We start from the raw sequence: 16,568 nt of genomic DNA, 5'->3' as shown, positions 1-16,568 counted from the left end.
CTAGGAGACAATGAAGGAGTGACGGATATGGCTGAAAAGCAACATTACATGACGTTAGAAGGACAAGACAAGATTGAACATGAATTGAATGAACTGAAGACGGTACGCCGTAAAGAAGTCGTTGAAAGTATTAAGATTGCCCGTGACTTCGGAGACTTGTCTGAGAACGCTGAGTACGATGCAGCGAAAGAAGAGCAGGCTATGGTCGAAGGACGCATCGCACAACTTGAAGAGATGCTTCGTAACGCCGTCATCATCAAAGGCGATGTCGCGGACAACTCAATGGTCGCAATCGGGAAGACGGTGACGTTCTTCATTCAAGCAGACAATGAAGACGAAACATATACAATCGTCGGCAGTGCCGAGGCTGACCCGTTCACAGGGAAAATTTCGAACGAATCACCGATCGCGAAAGCGCTTCTCGGTCGTACCGTCGGAGACATCGTGAACGTGCAGACACCTGGCGGCGACATGGTCGTCGAAATTAAAGAAATCAAATAATGACTAAAAGAGCGGCATCCAATTGGAGGTCGCTCTCTTTCTGAGGAGGCTATCACATGAAAATCGGAATCATCGGGGCGATGGAAGAAGAAGTGAACTTGCTTCGTAACGAATTGACAGAACGGACGGATACAGAGATTGCGAACTATCACTTCTATGAAGGATACCTTGGCAACGTCCAGGTCGTCATTTTAAAGTCAGGGATCGGAAAAGTGAACGCGGCCATCGGGACGACGCTCTTGCTCGACAAGTTCAAACCAGACGTCGTCATCAACACCGGTTCTGCCGGGGGCTTCAAGAAAGGGATGAAAGTCGGAGACGTCGTCGTCTCGACGGAAGTCCGCCACCACGATGTCGACGTGACAGCGTTCGGCTATGAGTACGGCCAAGTCCCGGGCATGCCTGCTGCGTATAAAGCGGACGCGCACTTGATGGACGTCTGTAAGGAAGTCATTGAGAGCTTGCACGATGTGAACGTCCACACCGGGCTGATCGTCACAGGGGACTCGTTCATCAACGATTCGAAACGGGTCGCGGAAATTTTAGGACACTTTGATGGTGTCGCAGCCGTTGAAATGGAAGCGGCCCCGATCGCCCAGACGTGCCACCAGTTCGGAGTGCCGTTCGTCGTCACACGTTCAATCTCAGACAGCGCCGACGAAGAGGCGAACTTGTCGTTCGATGAATTTTTAGAGACGGCATCGATCAACTCGGCGAAAATGGTCATGGCAGTCACGAAACGGCTCGGACAAAGTGAATAATTCGAGAGGGATGCGTTGACATCCCTTTTTCATTCCCTTATATTAGTACCAGATACTAAGAATAGGGGTTATAGCTATGAACATTGGAATCATCGGCATCGGTTCGTTCCTTCCGGATAACCGGGTCACGAACGTCGATTTGGAAAAACGTATGGATACGAGCGACGAATGGATTCGGACCCGGACCGGGATCGAGGCGCGTCATTTGGCCGATGCGGACATGTCGGTAGCGGACATGGCGACTCGGGCCGCTAAACGGGCGCTTGCGAGCGCAGGGGTTGTGATCGAGGACATCGACGCGATCGTCTGCGCGACGGCGACGGCACCATCATTCCCGGCGACAGCTTGTCTCGTCCAAGCGAACTTAGGCGCGAAACGCGCCGTCGCATTTGACGTCAGCGCCGCCTGCAGCGGCTTCATCTTCGCGATGGATACGGCGAAGAGCTTGATGCAGTCGAAAGGCTTTAAACGTACACTCGTCATCGGAGCCGAAAAGATGGGCAATTTGATCGATTGGGACGACCGCTCGACCGCCGTCTTGTTCGGTGATGGCGCAGGTGCTGTCGTATTAGGGGAAGATGACGTCGCGGCAATCGACTCGATCGTTCTTGGGAGCGATGGTACGGGTGGGAAGTTCTTATATGAGAATGCAGATGGTAAAATCGTCATGAACGGGCGCGAAGTGTTCAAGTTCGCGGTCCGGAAAATGCCGGACATCGTGTTAGAGGCGCTTCATCAAGCTGGTAAAGACATTGCCGACATGGACGTCTTAGTCCCGCATCAAGCGAACCGCCGCATCATTGACGCGGCGATTGAGCGGTTAGGGCTCGCTGAAGACAAAGTAGTCGTCACGATTCAAGACCATGCGAACACATCGGCCGCCTCGATTCCGCTCGCGCTTGCTGAAGCGGTTAAAATCGGGAAGGTCACGGCCGGACAAACGGTCGTCATTGCCGGCTTTGGTGCCGGGCTCACTTGGGGAGCGAGCTGTCTCACATGGAATAACGCTAAAATCACGGAGGAGATTTGTTCATGAAACGAGTAGTCATTACAGGGTTAGGTGTCGTATCACCGTTAGGCAATGATGTCACAGAAATGTGGGGTCGGTTATTGAACGGGGACAATGCGGTCGATACGTTGACGAAGATTGATATTAGCCAGTACCCGGCAAAAGTCGGCGCTGAAGTCAAAGAATGGAATATCGAGCATTTGGTTGAGCCAAAAGAAGCTCGGAAGATGGACTCGTTCATCCAATACTCAATTTTAGCAGCGGACGCCGCACATCGGGATAGCGGTCTAGATGTGACAGCGATGGCGGACAAAGTCGGGACGTGGATCGGGAGCGGCATCGGCGGCGTCGAGACGATCGATAAACAAGCGAGCATCTTGCATGAACGCGGACCGCGCCGAATCAGCCCGTTCTTCATTCCGATGATGATCCCGAACATGGCGAGCGGCCAAGTCTCGATCTACCTCGGGGCGAAAGGACCGAGCAACTGCTCGGTGACGGCTTGTGCTTCGGGCACGAACTCAATCGGCGAAGCGTTCCGGGTCATTCAACGCGGCGATGCGCTCGCGATGTTCGCAGGCGGGGCCGAAGCACCAATCACTCCGTTGTCGTTTTCAGGGTTCTGTGCCAATAAGGCGCTATCGACGAACCCAGATCCGGCGACGGCATGCCGTCCGTTCGATGCAAATCGTGACGGGTTCATCATGGGCGAAGGCGCAGGCGTCCTCGTTCTCGAAGAATATGAGCACGCGAAAGCGCGCGGTGCCAAAATGTATGCCGAAGTCGTCGGATACGGGATGAGCTCGGACGCCTACCATATCACGGCACCGTCACCGGAAGCGGAAGGCGGGTCGAAAGCGATGAGTGAAGCGATGCGTGACGCCGGAATCGCGCCGGAAGACGTCCAGTACATTAACGCCCACGGGACGAGCACACCACTAAACGATATGTTAGAAACGAAAGCGATCCGCAACGTGTTCGGGGAACATGCTGATCAGCTCGCCGTCAACTCGTCGAAATCGATGATCGGGCATTTGCTCGGTGCTGCGGGCGGCGTCGAAGCGGTCATCACGGCGTTGTCGATTCATGAGGGTCAGATTCATCCGACGATCAACTGTGACGAACCGGCAGAAAACTGTGACCTTGATTATGTTCGAGAAGGAAAGCGAGAACTTGATATTCAGTACGCACTGAGCAATTCACTCGGCTTCGGGGGCCATAATGCGACACTCGCATTCGCAAAAGTGACAGGCTGATTGTAGAAAAATAGGTTGAAAACGGGTAGGGTATAAGGGTTGGTCTAACAGAAGGGAGAATGCCGAATGAAACGTTTTATCATCGGTGCCGCCTTGTTGGGTTCAGTCCTTATACTTTTTTTGATCATTTGGAACGGACAACGCGAGCAGGCACGTGAACTAGTACCGCAAGAAGAACAAGTCGTGACGATCCACGGGGAGACGTTACCGGAGCAACCGAACACGTTACTCGCCATCGACCCGAGTTCCCAGACGATATTGTCTCATGTCTATGAGGGATTGTATCGCTTCGGGGCGGACGGTGAAATTGAACCGGGTCTCGTCGAGAAATTGACCCGGTCAGAGGACGGTGCGACGTACACGTTCTCGCTAAAACCGAGTCAGACGGTGGGCGGTAAGGCGGTGACCGCCGAGACGTTCGTCGACCATTTCAGAAAACTCGCGGATGACGATACGAACTCACCGTTTAGTTTCTTACTTGAAGATGTTAAAAATGGAAAAGAAATCAGTCTCGGAACAGCCGAGCCGGAGACGCTCGGTGTCAAGGCGGTCGATGCGCAGACACTCGAATTGACGCTCGAACGACCGATGGAAGGGTTCGAGGAGATTTTGGCAATGCCGGCGTTTCTTCCGCAAACAGCCATCGGGGCTTGGCCAGAACTCGATGCGAACGGACCGTTTCAAATCGAATCGATCGATGCGGCCCAAGTGACGCTGACGAAAAACGAATCTTATCACGACGCTGATAATGTCACGCTCGAGCGCATCATCATGTGGGCGGACGAAGCGCTCGGGACGGAAGCAACGGGCATTCACCCGCTTCCTTATGGGACGGAAGAAAGCGTGATCGATTCACTTGAAAGTGAAATCATCGATGTACCTCGGAGCGGTGTCTTCTATTTGAAATCGAACGTCGATGAATATCCGTTCGATGACCCTGACTTCCGCCGGTCGCTCGCGATTGCGCTCGATCGCGAGTCGTTCACCGATGCACTCGCCCGCGCCGAACAAACGACGGACCGGTTGCTAGTCACAGACGGCAGTGCGCAAGACGTCTCGTTTGAAGAAGATGCGTCTTCGTTGTTCGAGTCGGTCAAAGAGCGCTACGAAGAAGAAACGATTGACATCGAATTACTCAGCTTTGTCGATGAAGAAGCGAGACAAATCGCCGAGACGATTGAAACCGAACTTGAAAAACTTCCGGGGCTGTCTGTTTCTATCACGGAACTGCCGCTCGGTGACAAAGTTAGGAAAGAAGTCGCAGGTGACTATGCGCTGTCGCTGTCTGGTTGGCAACCGGATTATCCGGCGTTCAGTGCTTATTTGACTCAATTTGAAACAGGAAATTATTTGAATTCGAGTGGTTATAAAGACGAGACGTTCGATCGGCTGATGGAGGAGGCACGCTCGACTGAGGTACTCGAGGCGCGGAACGAAGCGTATCGTCAAGCCGAAAAACGCTTGTTGGAAGAGGCAGTCGTTATTCCAATCTACCAAGCTGGAAGAACTTACGCGGTCGATTCCACCTATGCGGAAATTGGATTTCCGGTCATCGGTCCTTCGTACGTCCTAACTTTTTCAAAAGTTTATAAAAAATGAGCTAAAAGCCCGTCTCCCTAGGCGGGCTTTTAGCCTATGGTAAAAATTTTTTAGAAAAATCAAAATAAATACTTTGCAAAATTATCAGAATATTGTATTATTGCATCAACGGGATTGTGGTAACAAATTTTGTAAAGTTAACTTTCAGAATTTTCTACCATCGTTCATTTCGTTAAAACGAAAATAATCAGGGGGTCATCGTAATGAATAAGAAAAAAGGTTTTGCATTAGCAACGTCGGTAACGCTTCTATCTAGCGCGTTCCTAGCAGCTTGCTCGGGTGGGGAAGAAGAAACAACGACAACAAACGGAGACGGAGGTTCAGAAGGTAGTGCAGATGAAGCGCAAGTCCTCAACTTGCTCGACAGTGCAGACATTCCTTCACTTAACCCAACTCTCGCGACTGATGCAGTATCATTCAACGTCTTGAACAACGTTAACGAAGGTCTCTATCGTATGGACGAAAAAGACAACCCAACACCAGGGATGGCTGAGTCACACGAAGTTTCTGAAGACGGTAAAACGTACACGTTCAAAATCCGTGAAGGCGCAACTTGGTCTAACGGTGAGCCTGTAACGGCAAACGACTTCGAATATGCTTGGAAAGAAGTTCTTAATCCGGACAACGGATCACAATATGCTTACGTGTTTTCAATCATCGAAGGTGCTGAAGCTTATAATACGGGCGAAGGAGAGCGTGACGCGGTCGGCGTTACAGCAACTGACGATCAGACACTTGAAGTTAAATTGACAGCACCAGCTGAATACTTCCTTGGTCTCACAAGCTTCGGCGTATTTATGCCTAAACTTGAAGCGTTCGACGCAGAACAAGGCGAGAACTTCGGTACGTCTGCAGAGACGACGCTCTACAACGGACCGTTCAAACTCGAAAGCTGGGAGCGCGAGCAAGGCTGGAAAATGGTCAAAAACGACGACTACTGGGATGCTGAAGCCGTCAAACTCGACGAAATCGACGTTAAAGTCGTTAAAGAAGTTTCAACGGGCGTCAACTTGTACGAAAACGGCGACGTTGACCGCACTGGTTTGACTTCTGAACTCGTTGCTCAATACCAAGACAGCGAAGAATTCTCGACTGTCGTTGAACCGACACTCTTCTACCTCCAGTTCAACACTGAAGTTGAAGCGTTCGACAACCAAAATATCCGTAACGCGATCGACCGTGCTTACGATAAAGCAGCAATCTCTGAAACGCTTCTCGCGAACGGTTCAGTACCTGCGAACTACTTCGTACCGAAAGACTTCGTAACAGGTCCAGACGGAAAAGATTTCCGTGACGCGAACGGCGACATCGGTGGTTACAACGTTGAAGAAGCACAAAAACTTTGGGAAGCAGGACTTGAAGAGCTCGGGACAGACACTGTCGAAATCGAACTCCTCAACTACGACTCAGAGTCTGCGAAGCAAATCGGTGAGTTCATCAAAGGTGAACTTGAGAAAAACCTCCCAGGCATGACGCTTACAATCAAGCAACAACCGTTCAACAACAAACTCGACCTCGAGAACAAAGGTGACTTTGAGCTTACATTCGCAGGCTGGGGACCTGACTACCAGGATCCAATGACGTTTGTTGACCTCTTCGTAACTGACGGACCATACAACCGTGGTAAGTGGTCGAACGAAGAATTCGATGCCCTCATCGAATCTGCGAAAGCGAACACAGACGCTGAAGCACGTTGGAAAGAGCTTCAAGATGCAGAGAAAATCATTCTTGAAGAAAGTGTTGTCTCACCAGTTTATCAACGCGGAACAGCTCGTCTCACGAAGCCGTACGTTAAAGGAATCGTTGAACACGGATTCGGCGCTGACTACTCGTACAAGTGGGCATTCATCGAAGGCAAAGAGCAATAAGCAACATTCACCAGAAAGAGACAGGGACGCCTGTTTCTTTCTTTTTTTGTGTTCTTCCATAAAAAAGCCGCCCAACGCATGCGTTGGGCGGCTCTGGCTTATTTTTTCACTTTGGCACGTTTCCGGCTCAAGCCCATCGCTTTCTCGATCTTGGCGAGATTCTTGTTCGCGACCGCTTCGGCTTTCTCACGTCCCGAGTCAAGGATCGCATCAAGCTCTGGCGAGTCGACGAGTTCGTGATAGCGCGCTTGAATCGGTTCGAGCATAGCGACGACCGCTTCGGCGACGTCTTGCTTGAACGTTCCGTAGTTCGAGTCTGCGTATTGAGTCACGAGATCTGTTATCGAAGTACCAGTCGATAACGAGTAAATCTCGAGTAAGTTCGAGATGCCCGGCTTATTCTCCCGGTCGAAGCTGATGACGCCGCTCGAGTCCGTGACGGCGCTCTTGATTTTTTTACGGATGACGTTCGGTTCGTCAAGCATCGAGATGAAGCCTTTAATGTTCGCGTCCGATTTCGACATCTTCTTCTCGGGGTTCGTCAAACTCATGATCCGAGCCCCTTCTTTTTGAATGAGCGGCTCAGGAATCTTGAACGTCTCATAATAGCGTTTGTTGAATCGTTCGGCCAAGTCGCGCGTCAGTTCGATATGTTGTTTTTGATCGTCACCGACCGGCACGAGCTCTGTCCCATAAAGTAGAATGTCCGCCGCCATGAGTGTCGGATAGATGAACAGCCCGGCCCCGACGTTATCGCTGCCTTGCGATTTATCTTTGTACTGCGTCATCCGACCGAGTTCGCCCATCCCAGCGATACACGTCAACATCCATCCGAGTTGGGCGTGCGCTTTTACTTCTGACTGGACGAAGATCGTTGCCTTCTCAGGATCAAGTCCGCAGGCGAGATAGAGCGCCGCCAGCTTGCGAGTGTTGTCCATCAGCTCGACGCGGTCAAGTTGGACCGTGATCGAGTGAAGATCGACGATACAATAGTACGCGTCATGTTCTTCTTGAAGATCGACGAATTGTTTCATCGCCCCTAAGTAGTTACCGAGCGTCACGACGCCGGTCGGTTTAATGCCTGAAAATATCGTTGCCATGCCTACACCTCCATAAAATATAAAAAACCGCAGTTCTCCGCCCGAAAAATCGGGACGAATAACCGCGGTGCCACCCAAATTTGCATGAAATCATGCCACTTGATCGCGTTAACGGGCGTAACCGTCTCACCGTACTACCATTCAGGTGAGCCACTCTGAAGTCCATTCGCTTGAACGCTCTCCGTCTACTCGCAGCAACGTAGACTCTCTGGGGGAGAGGGAGTTCGAGGTACTTGTCTTCTTCCTTGTGTTTCCTATGTTCTGCATTTAGTTTAGCATATTGGTGGAAAAACAAAAAGGTCAAACGAGGGTGATGACGTATGACAGGATGACACTACCGACCCCGACGTATACCCAACGCCAAGCCGACTGTTTACGGGCGGAACGTTCTTCTTTCATCTCGTCGTCGTCTTTTTCGTCTTCTTCATAATCGGAATCGATTTCCTTTAGTTTGGCGCGGCGATTTCGTTTAAACCCGTACATGATCCCGTCGAACAATCCTGAAGCGCTCATCTGTGAGAACATCCCGTACGCGAAGACGATCATGCCGGCGACGAACAAGCCGCCACTCAAATGAAACGCGAACGATTCCGCGCGGTAATACGATACGTACGACCAAACCGTATAGGCAATTGTGACAATTCCCCAAACGATTAATATACTTCTAAAATTTTTCAATGTGACAAACTCCTTTCAACGTGATGACGCCAATTTATCACGTTTGCTTATGGTTCTATGATACGCGTAGTCCCGCTATTATGGCGAGAAGGAAGTTTTTTTAAATGACAGCGGTTTATTCCATAGTTGACAGTTTGATTAAAAATTTTTTACAATAGCCCTAACGTTCTTTCGTCGGATACTTTATGTAATATTCAGAAAATTAAAGAAAAAGAGTAAGATGTTAGTCCGACGGAATGCTAAGCTTCACGAGATTAGAAAGGGGACATCGCAATGAAGAAAAAATCGATTTTGCTAATGATGACACTCATCTTAGCGCTCGGTTCAGTGCTCGCCGCTTGCTCGACTGGCGGAGACTCTGACGGCGGTTCGTCTTCGAACGGAGAGAAAGTACTTCGTTTGACGGACACGTCTGACATTACTACAGCCGACCCGGCGCTCGCAACGGACGCAGTCGCGTTCAACTTGATCGCCAACACAATGGAAGGTCTTTACCGTCTTGATCAAGAAGGGCAAGCCGTTCCAGCCATCGCTGAAGGAGAGCCGGAATTGAACGAAGACGAAACTGTCTACACGTTCACGCTTCGTGACGCCGAATGGTCGAACGGTGAGCCGGTCACAGCGAATGACTTCGTTTACGCTTGGCAACGTGCCGTGGACCCAGAAACTGGTTCGCAATATGCGTATATCATGAACACGGTAAAAAATGCCGAAGCGATCAACACGGGTGACCTTCCTAAAGAAGAACTCGGTGTGAAAGCAATCGATGAGAAAACGCTAGAAGTTACACTCGAGCGTCCGGACCCATCGTTCGTCTCACTCACATCGTTCGGTACGTTCACACCGATCAATGAAGCGTTCGCAACTGAGCAAGGAGCGGACTTCGCAAAAAACACAGAGAACCTTCTCTACAACGGTCCGTTCACATGGTCAGAGTGGGATCGTGAACAAGGCTATGTCTTGACGAAAAACGATACGTACTGGGATGCCGACAACGTCGCTCTCAACAAAGTCGACGTTCGCGTCGTCAAAGATACGTCAACGGTCGTCAACTTGTATGAAGCAGGCGATGTTGATTACGCAGGCCTCGCGTCTGAGCAAGTCGCTGCTTTCCAAGAAGACGAAGACTACAACACAGGACTTCGTTCAACGGTCGGTTACTTCAAGTTCAATCATGAAGATGAAGTATTCGCTGATGTGAACGCACGTAAAGCAATCGCTCGTGCCGTTGACCCGGCCGGTATTGTCGACCAACTGTTGAACAACGGTTCAATCGCAACGACTTCGTTCATCCCGAAAGAATTCATCAAGTATGAAGACGGAACGGATTATACGGAAGGCGTCCAACACTTCGAGACGAATGCTGACGAAGCAGCAACGCTTTGGGAAGAAGCAACTGGTGGCGAAGCGATCACAATCGAATTGCTTTCATTCGATAGTGAAGTTTCAAAACAAATCTCAGAGTACATGAAAGGCCAAATCGAGTCGAACTTGCCGAACGTAACGGTCAACATCTCGCAACAACCGTTCAACAACAAGCTCGAACGCGAAGCGAACGGGGACTACCAAATGTCATTCGCCCTTTGGGGACCTGACTATCAAGACCCGCTCACAAACCTTGGCATCTTCACGTCAGACAACGGTCAAAACGATATCAAGTACAAGTCGGCAGCTTACGACAAGTTGATCGATGAAGCTTCGGCTGAAACAGAAATCGATGCTCGTTACGACAAATTCAAAGAAGCGGAAACGCTCTTGATCGAACAAGATCAAGCGATCATGCCGATCTATCAGGCCGGTGTCGCTTACTTGATCCGTCCGAACGTTGAGAACTTCAACCGTCAACTTTTCGGTGCTGATTACCAGTACAAATACGTTGATATCAACTAAATAGGCGAGGGGACATGCGCAAGCATGTCCCCACTTTTCTAAAAAAAATATCGAATTGAGAGAAAATACTATTCAAATGTTTTGTTGGTAAAGTATAATGGAGTAACAGTGAAAATTCAGAATACTTCAGAAACTGAGGGTTTTGTGATTTTCATATGCTGTGCTAAGAGCCTTGAGATGACGTTTGACCTATTCTTTCAGAAAATTCCTTTCATTTTGTGAATTCAAGAAAAGGGAAATATGTCATAGTGACGCTGTTGGTGCAAGCATAGACACAATTAGAAAAACAGGGGGTTTTTATTATGGGACGTTATATTCTTCAGCGGCTGGTTTACGGCCTCATCACGTTCTTCTTGATTGCGACGTTCACATTTTTCCTGATGGACCTGCTTCCAGGTTCACCGTATCAGAACCAGGAAAAATTGACGGACACGCAAATTCAGATCTTGAACGATCGTTACGGACTCAATGATCCGCTTCCAGTTCGTTATGCGACTTACTTAGGGAACCTTGTCCAAGGCGACCTCGGCGTATCGTTCCGTACGGCCAACCGGCCAGTGACGGAGTTGATCATGGAACGAATCGGACCATCGGCCCAGTTAGGTATTCAGGCATTAGTGCTTGGTACGCTGACAGGACTATTGCTCGGGATCGTTGCAGCGATTCGCCATAACACGTACATCGATTATGGTTCAATGTTCGTGTCGGTAATCGGGATCTCTGTCCCGTCGTTCGTCTTTGCGGCCCTCCTTCAATACTACGTTGGGGTAAAATGGGGCGTATTGCCTGTCGCGTTCTGGGACTCGCCGGCGCATACGATCCTTCCGACCATCTCGTTGTCGCTCGGGGTCACCGCGTCGATCGCCCGTTTCGTACGGACCGAGATGCTAGAAGTGACCGGACAAGACTATGTCACGCTCGCGAAAGCGAAAGGATTAACCGGGAATGCAATCGTGTGGAAACATATGGTGCGTAACGCGATGATTCCGGCAATCACAATCCTTGGACCGATGACGGCTGCGCTACTCACAGGTACGTTCGTTATCGAGAAAATCTTTGCTGTTCCAGGACTTGGTGAATTGTTTGTAACGTCGATTACGTTGAATGACTATTCAGTCATCATGGGTACGACGCTCTTCTTCTCGGCTCTGTTCATTTTAATTATTTTACTTGTTGACTTGCTCTACGGAGTCGTTGACCCACGTATTCGTCTTGGGGGGGATAACTGATGATTGAAAATAAAAAAGATTTCGAGCAGTTCGACCAAGACATGTTCCAACGTGTCGAGATGAACGAACAGCTCGGTGAACGAATTGCCGGGAAAAGTTTGAACTTCTGGCAAGATGCATGGCTTCGTCTCAAGAAAAACAAAGCAGCCATCTTCTCGCTGTCTATTATTTTGATTCTCGTATTGCTCGCGTTGTTCGGTCCGATGCTTTCAGCCCGTGACGCCTATGAACAAAATATCTCACAAGCGAAACTACCGCCTAAAGTCACAGGACTTGAGTGGGCCGGATTTGACGGCATGGCCAACCTCGGTGGGCGTGACATCAACTTCTATGAACAGAAAAACGTCGAAGAGAATTTCTGGTTCGGTACCGATTACCTCGGGCGTGATCTTTGGTCGCGTGTTTGGGAAGGAACTCGTATCTCGCTCTTCATCGGTTTGATGGCCGCAATCATCGATACGGTCATCGGTGTCGCTTACGGCGGCGTCTCGGCTTACTTCGGTGGCCGCATTGACAACATCATGCAACGGATCGTCGAGATTTTGACTGGCGTTCCTAACTTGATCTTGATCATCTTGTTCATCTTGATCTTTGACCCAGGTGTCTTCACCATTATCTTGGCGATGGCCATCACCGGCTGGATCGGGATGAGTCGACTCGTCCGCGGTCAGATTTTGAAACTGAAAAACCAAGAGTTTGTGTTGGCTGCCCGTACGCTCGGTGCTTCAAGTAACCGTTTGATTTTCAAACACTTGATCCCGAACACGCTCGGTGCGATCATCATCACACTCATGTTCACGATTCCATCTGCCATCTTCTTCGAGGCGTTCCTCAGCTTCATCGGGATCGGACTTCAACCGCCACAAGCGTCACTTGGTACGTTGATCAACGACGGATACAAAGAGCTACGGACGTTCCCGTACTTGCTCGTCATTCCGTCAATCATCATCGTCTTGCTCATGGTCAGCTTCAACTTGCTCGCCGATGGCTTGCGTGATGCGTTCGACCCGAAAATGCGTAAATAATTTAAACAGAGGGGGACTCGTGCATGGAAACGATTTTATCTGTCCGAGACTTAGCGGTCTCGTTCCATACGTATGCCGGAACGGTACAAGCCGTCCGCAACGTATCGTTTGATTTGAAAAAAGGCGAGACGCTCGCAATCGTTGGTGAATCGGGTTCTGGTAAATCCGTCACATCGAAAGCGATCATGCGTCTCATTCCGAACCCGCCAGGTGAGATCACGAACGGAGAAATTTTGTTCGAAGGAAAAGACTTGGCGAAGTTGTCAGAAAAAGAAATGTTGAAAATCCGCGGGCGCGACATCGCGATGATCTTCCAAGATCCAATGACGTCACTCAACCCGACGATGACAATCTTCAAACAGATTGCCGAAGGATTGAAGCAACACCAAGGATTGACGGGTGAAGATGCGAAGAAGCGTACGCTCGAATTGCTCACACTCGTCGGGATTCCGAACCCAGAGGCACGTCTTAAGCAATATCCGCACCAACTTTCAGGCGGTATGCGTCAACGGATCGTCATCGCGATCGCGCTCGCATGTAACCCGAAAGTGTTGATTGCCGATGAGCCGACGACGGCACTCGACGTGACGATCCAAGCCCAAATTTTAGAATTGTTGAAAGACATTCAGCAAAAAACGGGTACTGCTATCATCTTCATCACGCACGACCTCGGTGTCGTCGCGAACATGGCTGACCGTGTCGCCGTCATGTACGCCGGTAAAATCGTCGAAAGAGGAACGGTCGATGAGATCTTCTATGAGCCGCGTCACCCGTACGCTTGGGGACTGCTCGGGTCGATGCCGCGTCCGACCGATGATCCGAACGAAGCGCTCCCGGCCATCCCGGGCACGCCGCCTAACTTGCTTGACCCGCCGAAAGGTGACGCGTTCGCACCGCGTAATCCGTATGCGATGAAGATTGATTTCGAGAAAGAACCGCCGATGTTCCAAATTAGCGATACACACTATGCAGCGAGCTGGCTCTTGCACCCACAAGCACCGCAAGTGACGCCGCCGCGAGCGATCCGTGATCTCGCGCTCAAGTATCGTCCTGACAGCGCGTTCGCGAAATCGATTTTGAAAGGTGGTGCTGAATAATGGAACGTGAGAAATTATTAGAAGTACGAGACCTGAAGCAGCACTTTAACATTGGCCGAGGCCGCGTCGTCAAAGCGGTCGACGGCATCTCGTTCGATATTTACAAAGGTGAAGTGCTCGGTCTCGTTGGAGAGTCGGGTTGCGGTAAATCGACGACAGGTCGTACGATCATCGGCCTTTACGATGCAACCGACGGCGATGTTCTTTTCAAAGGTGAGAACGTCCACGGGAAAAAAAATAAGGCTGAGAAGTTGAAATTCAACCGGGCTATGCAGATGATCTTCCAAGATCCGTATGCGTCGCTCAACCCGCGGATGACGGTCGCTGACATCATCGCTGAAGGCATCGATATCCACAGCCTTGCCAAGACGAAAGAAGACCGGATGAACCGTGTGTACGACCTTCTCGAGACGGTCGGCCTCACGAAAGAGCATGCGAGCCGTTACCCGCACGAATTCTCAGGCGGACAGCGTCAGCGGATCGGGATTGCCCGGGCGCTCGCTGTTGAACCGGACTTCATCATCGCCGATGAGCCGATCTCAGCACTCGACGTGTCGATCCAAGCTCAAGTCGTCAACTTGATGAAAGAGTTGCAACGTGACCGTGATCTCACGTACTTGTTCATCGCCCACGATTTGTCGATGGTCAAGTATATCTCGGACAGGATCGGCGTTATGTACCAAGGTCACCTCGTCGAGCTTGCACCGGCAGAGCGCCTGTACGAGAACCCGATTCACGCTTATACGAAATCGCTCCTGTCTGCAATCCCGCTTCCGGATCCAGAACATGAACGGACACGTAAGCGGATCGTCTACGAGTCTGGCTCACTTGGTGCTGTCGGACGGTCGGATGAAGATTCGAGCATCCCTGCGCTTCGCGAAGTCGAACCAGGTCACTATGTTTCGCTCACAGACGCAGAATATGAGGCGTATAAAGCCCAGCTCGTCTAATACGAAAAGCCCCAAAAATCCAATTGGATTTTGGGGCTTTTTTGCTCAAACGAAAACACCGTGGGAGACCCGGACGGTGTTAGGCGTTTGAGATGCGCGGCAAGTTCGAGAGACGCTCGACGACGGCATCGATTAAACGGACGCGAGCGAGCGCGTCTTCAATCTCCATCGTCTCGTAGTGGTGGAGGCCGCCCGGCTGTTCGACGAACGTATCGGCGTCATGGACGAGCTGTTGGAGCGGGGTCCGTTGGATGCGGTTAGGCGGAAGGTAAGAATCCGTATGAAGCAGGATCATGACGGAAATTTCCTTGGCCCGAGCCGGATCTTCTCCGAGCCGGATCAACAGTTTATGTGCTCGTTCCGCGCCTTTGATGGCGTGGATATCGTTTTGGCGATACAAGTCGTAGTTCCACTTGCCTTCGGTGTACCATTCGTAATGACCGATGTCGTGGAGCAGTGCAGCCTTCGTTGCTAGATCGGTGTCGAGCCCTCGTCGTGTCGCCAATTCGAGAGCGCGTTCACAGACGTCAACGGCATGTTTTAATCCAGATCGTGTCAAGTATTTCTGGGTGACGTGATGCTGCATGATCGTTTCTAACGTGATTCTCATTCGTGCTCTCCTCCTTGGTGATTTCAAAGATTATTTCTATTAACTATACGGGAATGGATAAGTAAATGCAAATTTGGAACATGTGAAATCATGATTTTTTACGAGATTGTTCAACATTTTTCAATAGGATGTGCTATAATTTAACTATAGATTAATGCAACTTTAAGATTTTCAGATACAGTAATGGTTGGTTTTTTCCTTTCGTCCATGGGGGTGAGAGACCATGAAAGAGCGTGACAAAGTACTGCAACAGAAAAAGAAACTGTTAAAAGAAGTGCTCAAGAAGAAATTGAAAGACTTGCAAGTGAAGCCAGGGAAGGAAACGGTGTCACAACCGGTTTCTCGGATTCCAGCTTCGTAGAACGGTCGATCAAGGTCGCATTCTTCTGAATGCGTCCTCTTTTCTTACCCGGATGAGAAAGAATATCATTGAAGTTTCAATAAATAAGAATTATTATAATTACGTGAACGAGATTTTGGGTATACAAGAAGAGTCACTAAAAAAATGGACGAACATTTGATCAGGGAGGAACGAAAATGGTCACACTTTATACGTCTCCGAGCTGTACATCGTGCCGAAAAGCACGAGCTTGGCTCGAAGAGCATGATATCCCATTTACAGAACGAAACATATTCTCAGAACCACTCTCACTCAATGAGATTAAACAGATTTTACGCATGACAGAAGACGGCACAGATGAGATCATCTCGACCCGCTCAAAAGTTTTCTCGAAAATCGATGTATCGGTCGACGCACTTTCGCTTCAGCAGTTGTACGATTTGATTCAAGAATATCCGGGCCTCCTTCGCCGTCCGATTTTGATTGATGAAAAACGCCTTCAAGTCGGATATAACGAAGATGAGATTCGTCGATTCTTGCCTCGCAAAGTTCGTACGTTCCAACTTCAAGAAGCGCAGCGACTCGTCAACGAGTGAGGAAGCATACTGTCTAAGCAGTGTGCTTTTTATTATCTCGTTTTTCCGATAAAATAGTG

At 49.9% G+C, this 16,568-nt stretch carries 16 protein-coding genes and 1 other annotated feature; of the genes, 13 read left to right on the top strand and 3 right to left on the bottom strand.

Annotation, left to right across the window (positions count from 1 at the left end):
• The first annotated feature begins 27 nt into the window (after positions 1 to 27).
• The 6 genes from greA to KNP77_RS08340 all read left to right on the top strand — a co-directional run bounded on the left by greA (position 28) and on the right by KNP77_RS08340 (position 6,994).
• Positions 28 to 501 (top strand): transcription elongation factor GreA, encoded by a 474-nt coding sequence (gene greA, locus KNP77_RS08365; protein WP_214890036.1) that lies wholly within the window; start codon positions 28 to 30, stop codon positions 499 to 501.
• 56 nt (positions 502 to 557) lie between these two features.
• Entirely contained in the window at positions 558 to 1,262 is a 705-nt protein-coding gene (gene mtnN, locus KNP77_RS08360) for a 5'-methylthioadenosine/S-adenosylhomocysteine nucleosidase (protein WP_070327645.1), read from the top strand.
• A 76-nt stretch (positions 1,263 to 1,338) separates the two neighbouring features.
• Positions 1,339 to 2,298, top strand: a complete 960-nt coding sequence (locus tag KNP77_RS08355; RefSeq protein ID WP_131465417.1) for a beta-ketoacyl-ACP synthase III — start codon at positions 1,339 to 1,341, stop codon at positions 2,296 to 2,298.
• A complete protein-coding gene (gene fabF / locus KNP77_RS08350; protein WP_483297951.1) occupies positions 2,295 to 3,527 on the top strand; it encodes a beta-ketoacyl-ACP synthase II in 1,233 nt (410 codons plus the stop codon). The genes KNP77_RS08355 and fabF overlap by 4 nt, the downstream gene beginning before the upstream one ends.
• Positions 3,528 to 3,593: 66 nt before the next feature.
• A complete protein-coding gene (locus tag KNP77_RS08345) occupies positions 3,594 to 5,126 on the top strand; it encodes a peptide ABC transporter substrate-binding protein (RefSeq protein WP_214890031.1) in 1,533 nt (510 codons plus the stop codon).
• Between the two features lie 203 nt (positions 5,127 to 5,329).
• Positions 5,330 to 6,994 carry a peptide ABC transporter substrate-binding protein gene (locus KNP77_RS08340; protein WP_214890028.1) on the top strand — a complete coding sequence of 555 codons (1,665 nt, stop codon included), beginning with the start codon at positions 5,330 to 5,332 and terminating at the stop codon, positions 6,992 to 6,994.
• A 98-nt stretch (positions 6,995 to 7,092) separates the two neighbouring features.
• On the opposite strand, the gene trpS is transcribed toward KNP77_RS08340, so the two are convergent.
• Both trpS and KNP77_RS08330 read right to left on the bottom strand, forming a co-directional pair.
• Entirely contained in the window at positions 7,093 to 8,094 is a 1,002-nt protein-coding gene (trpS, locus tag KNP77_RS08335) for a tryptophan--tRNA ligase (RefSeq protein WP_214890025.1), read from the bottom strand.
• Positions 8,095 to 8,141: 47 nt separating this feature from the next.
• Positions 8,142 to 8,349, bottom strand: a binding site (T-box leader).
• 45 nt (positions 8,350 to 8,394) lie between these two features.
• Entirely contained in the window at positions 8,395 to 8,772 is a 378-nt protein-coding gene (locus tag KNP77_RS08330) for a DUF3899 domain-containing protein (RefSeq protein ID WP_131489877.1), read from the bottom strand.
• 273 nt (positions 8,773 to 9,045) lie between these two features.
• On the opposite strand from KNP77_RS08330, the gene KNP77_RS08325 reads away from it, so the two are divergent.
• The 5 genes from KNP77_RS08325 (at position 9,046) to KNP77_RS08305 (ending at position 14,963) form a co-directional block, all read left to right on the top strand.
• Positions 9,046 to 10,662 (top strand): peptide ABC transporter substrate-binding protein, encoded by a 1,617-nt coding sequence (locus KNP77_RS08325; protein WP_214890022.1) that lies wholly within the window; start codon positions 9,046 to 9,048, stop codon positions 10,660 to 10,662.
• 302 nt (positions 10,663 to 10,964) lie between these two features.
• On the top strand, positions 10,965 to 11,891 hold the full coding sequence (opp3b, locus tag KNP77_RS08320; protein WP_131469629.1) for an oligopeptide ABC transporter permease: 927 nt from the start codon (positions 10,965 to 10,967) through the stop codon (positions 11,889 to 11,891).
• Positions 11,891 to 12,916 (top strand): oligopeptide ABC transporter permease, encoded by a 1,026-nt coding sequence (gene opp3C / locus KNP77_RS08315; RefSeq protein ID WP_070327636.1) that lies wholly within the window; start codon positions 11,891 to 11,893, stop codon positions 12,914 to 12,916. Before opp3b ends, opp3C begins: the two co-directional genes overlap by 1 nt.
• A gap of 23 nt (positions 12,917 to 12,939) precedes the next feature.
• Positions 12,940 to 14,013, top strand: a complete 1,074-nt coding sequence (locus KNP77_RS08310; protein WP_131440849.1) for an ABC transporter ATP-binding protein — start codon at positions 12,940 to 12,942, stop codon at positions 14,011 to 14,013.
• A complete protein-coding gene (locus KNP77_RS08305; protein WP_214890019.1) occupies positions 14,013 to 14,963 on the top strand; it encodes an ABC transporter ATP-binding protein in 951 nt (316 codons plus the stop codon). Before KNP77_RS08310 ends, KNP77_RS08305 begins: the two co-directional genes overlap by 1 nt.
• Positions 14,964 to 15,042: 79 nt before the next feature.
• On the opposite strand, the gene KNP77_RS08300 is transcribed toward KNP77_RS08305, so the two are convergent.
• Positions 15,043 to 15,573, bottom strand: coding sequence for an HD domain-containing protein (locus KNP77_RS08300; protein ID WP_070327633.1), 531 nt, complete (start codon positions 15,571 to 15,573; stop codon positions 15,043 to 15,045).
• Positions 15,574 to 15,796: 223 nt separating this feature from the next.
• Between KNP77_RS08300 and KNP77_RS08295 the strand changes: the two genes are divergently transcribed.
• Positions 15,797 to 15,934, top strand: coding sequence for a hypothetical protein (locus KNP77_RS08295; RefSeq protein ID WP_167331259.1), 138 nt, complete (start codon positions 15,797 to 15,799; stop codon positions 15,932 to 15,934).
• Between the two features lie 176 nt (positions 15,935 to 16,110).
• On the top strand, positions 16,111 to 16,509 hold the full coding sequence (gene spxA, locus KNP77_RS08290) for a transcriptional regulator SpxA (protein ID WP_015881217.1): 399 nt from the start codon (positions 16,111 to 16,113) through the stop codon (positions 16,507 to 16,509).
• Positions 16,510 to 16,568: the final 59 nt, after the last annotated feature.

This window comes from Exiguobacterium sp. s142, assembly GCF_018618455.1.
Classification (GTDB): Bacteria; Bacillota; Bacilli; order Exiguobacteriales; family Exiguobacteriaceae; genus Exiguobacterium; species Exiguobacterium aurantiacum_A.
This window is presented reverse-complemented; position numbering and strand designations above follow the sequence as displayed.

Coding starts and splice junctions, on each gene's coding strand:
- KNP77_RS08305 (WP_214890019.1), top strand. CDS start 14,013: ATGGAACGTGAGAAATTATTAGAAGTACGAGACCTGAAGCAGCACTTT.
- opp3C (WP_070327636.1), top strand. CDS start 11,891: ATGATTGAAAATAAAAAAGATTTCGAGCAGTTCGACCAAGACATGTTC.
- opp3b (WP_131469629.1), top strand. CDS start 10,965: ATGGGACGTTATATTCTTCAGCGGCTGGTTTACGGCCTCATCACGTTC.
- KNP77_RS08345 (WP_214890031.1), top strand. CDS start 3,594: ATGAAACGTTTTATCATCGGTGCCGCCTTGTTGGGTTCAGTCCTTATA.
- fabF (WP_483297951.1), top strand. CDS start 2,295: ATGAAACGAGTAGTCATTACAGGGTTAGGTGTCGTATCACCGTTAGGC.
- greA (WP_214890036.1), top strand. CDS start 28: ATGGCTGAAAAGCAACATTACATGACGTTAGAAGGACAAGACAAGATT.
- KNP77_RS08340 (WP_214890028.1), top strand. CDS start 5,330: ATGAATAAGAAAAAAGGTTTTGCATTAGCAACGTCGGTAACGCTTCTA.
- spxA (WP_015881217.1), top strand. CDS start 16,111: ATGGTCACACTTTATACGTCTCCGAGCTGTACATCGTGCCGAAAAGCA.
- KNP77_RS08295 (WP_167331259.1), top strand. CDS start 15,797: ATGAAAGAGCGTGACAAAGTACTGCAACAGAAAAAGAAACTGTTAAAA.
- KNP77_RS08300 (WP_070327633.1), bottom strand. CDS start 15,573: ATGAGAATCACGTTAGAAACGATCATGCAGCATCACGTCACCCAGAAA.
- KNP77_RS08355 (WP_131465417.1), top strand. CDS start 1,339: ATGAACATTGGAATCATCGGCATCGGTTCGTTCCTTCCGGATAACCGG.
- KNP77_RS08325 (WP_214890022.1), top strand. CDS start 9,046: ATGAAGAAAAAATCGATTTTGCTAATGATGACACTCATCTTAGCGCTC.
- trpS (WP_214890025.1), bottom strand. CDS start 8,094: ATGGCAACGATATTTTCAGGCATTAAACCGACCGGCGTCGTGACGCTC.
- KNP77_RS08310 (WP_131440849.1), top strand. CDS start 12,940: ATGGAAACGATTTTATCTGTCCGAGACTTAGCGGTCTCGTTCCATACG.
- mtnN (WP_070327645.1), top strand. CDS start 558: ATGAAAATCGGAATCATCGGGGCGATGGAAGAAGAAGTGAACTTGCTT.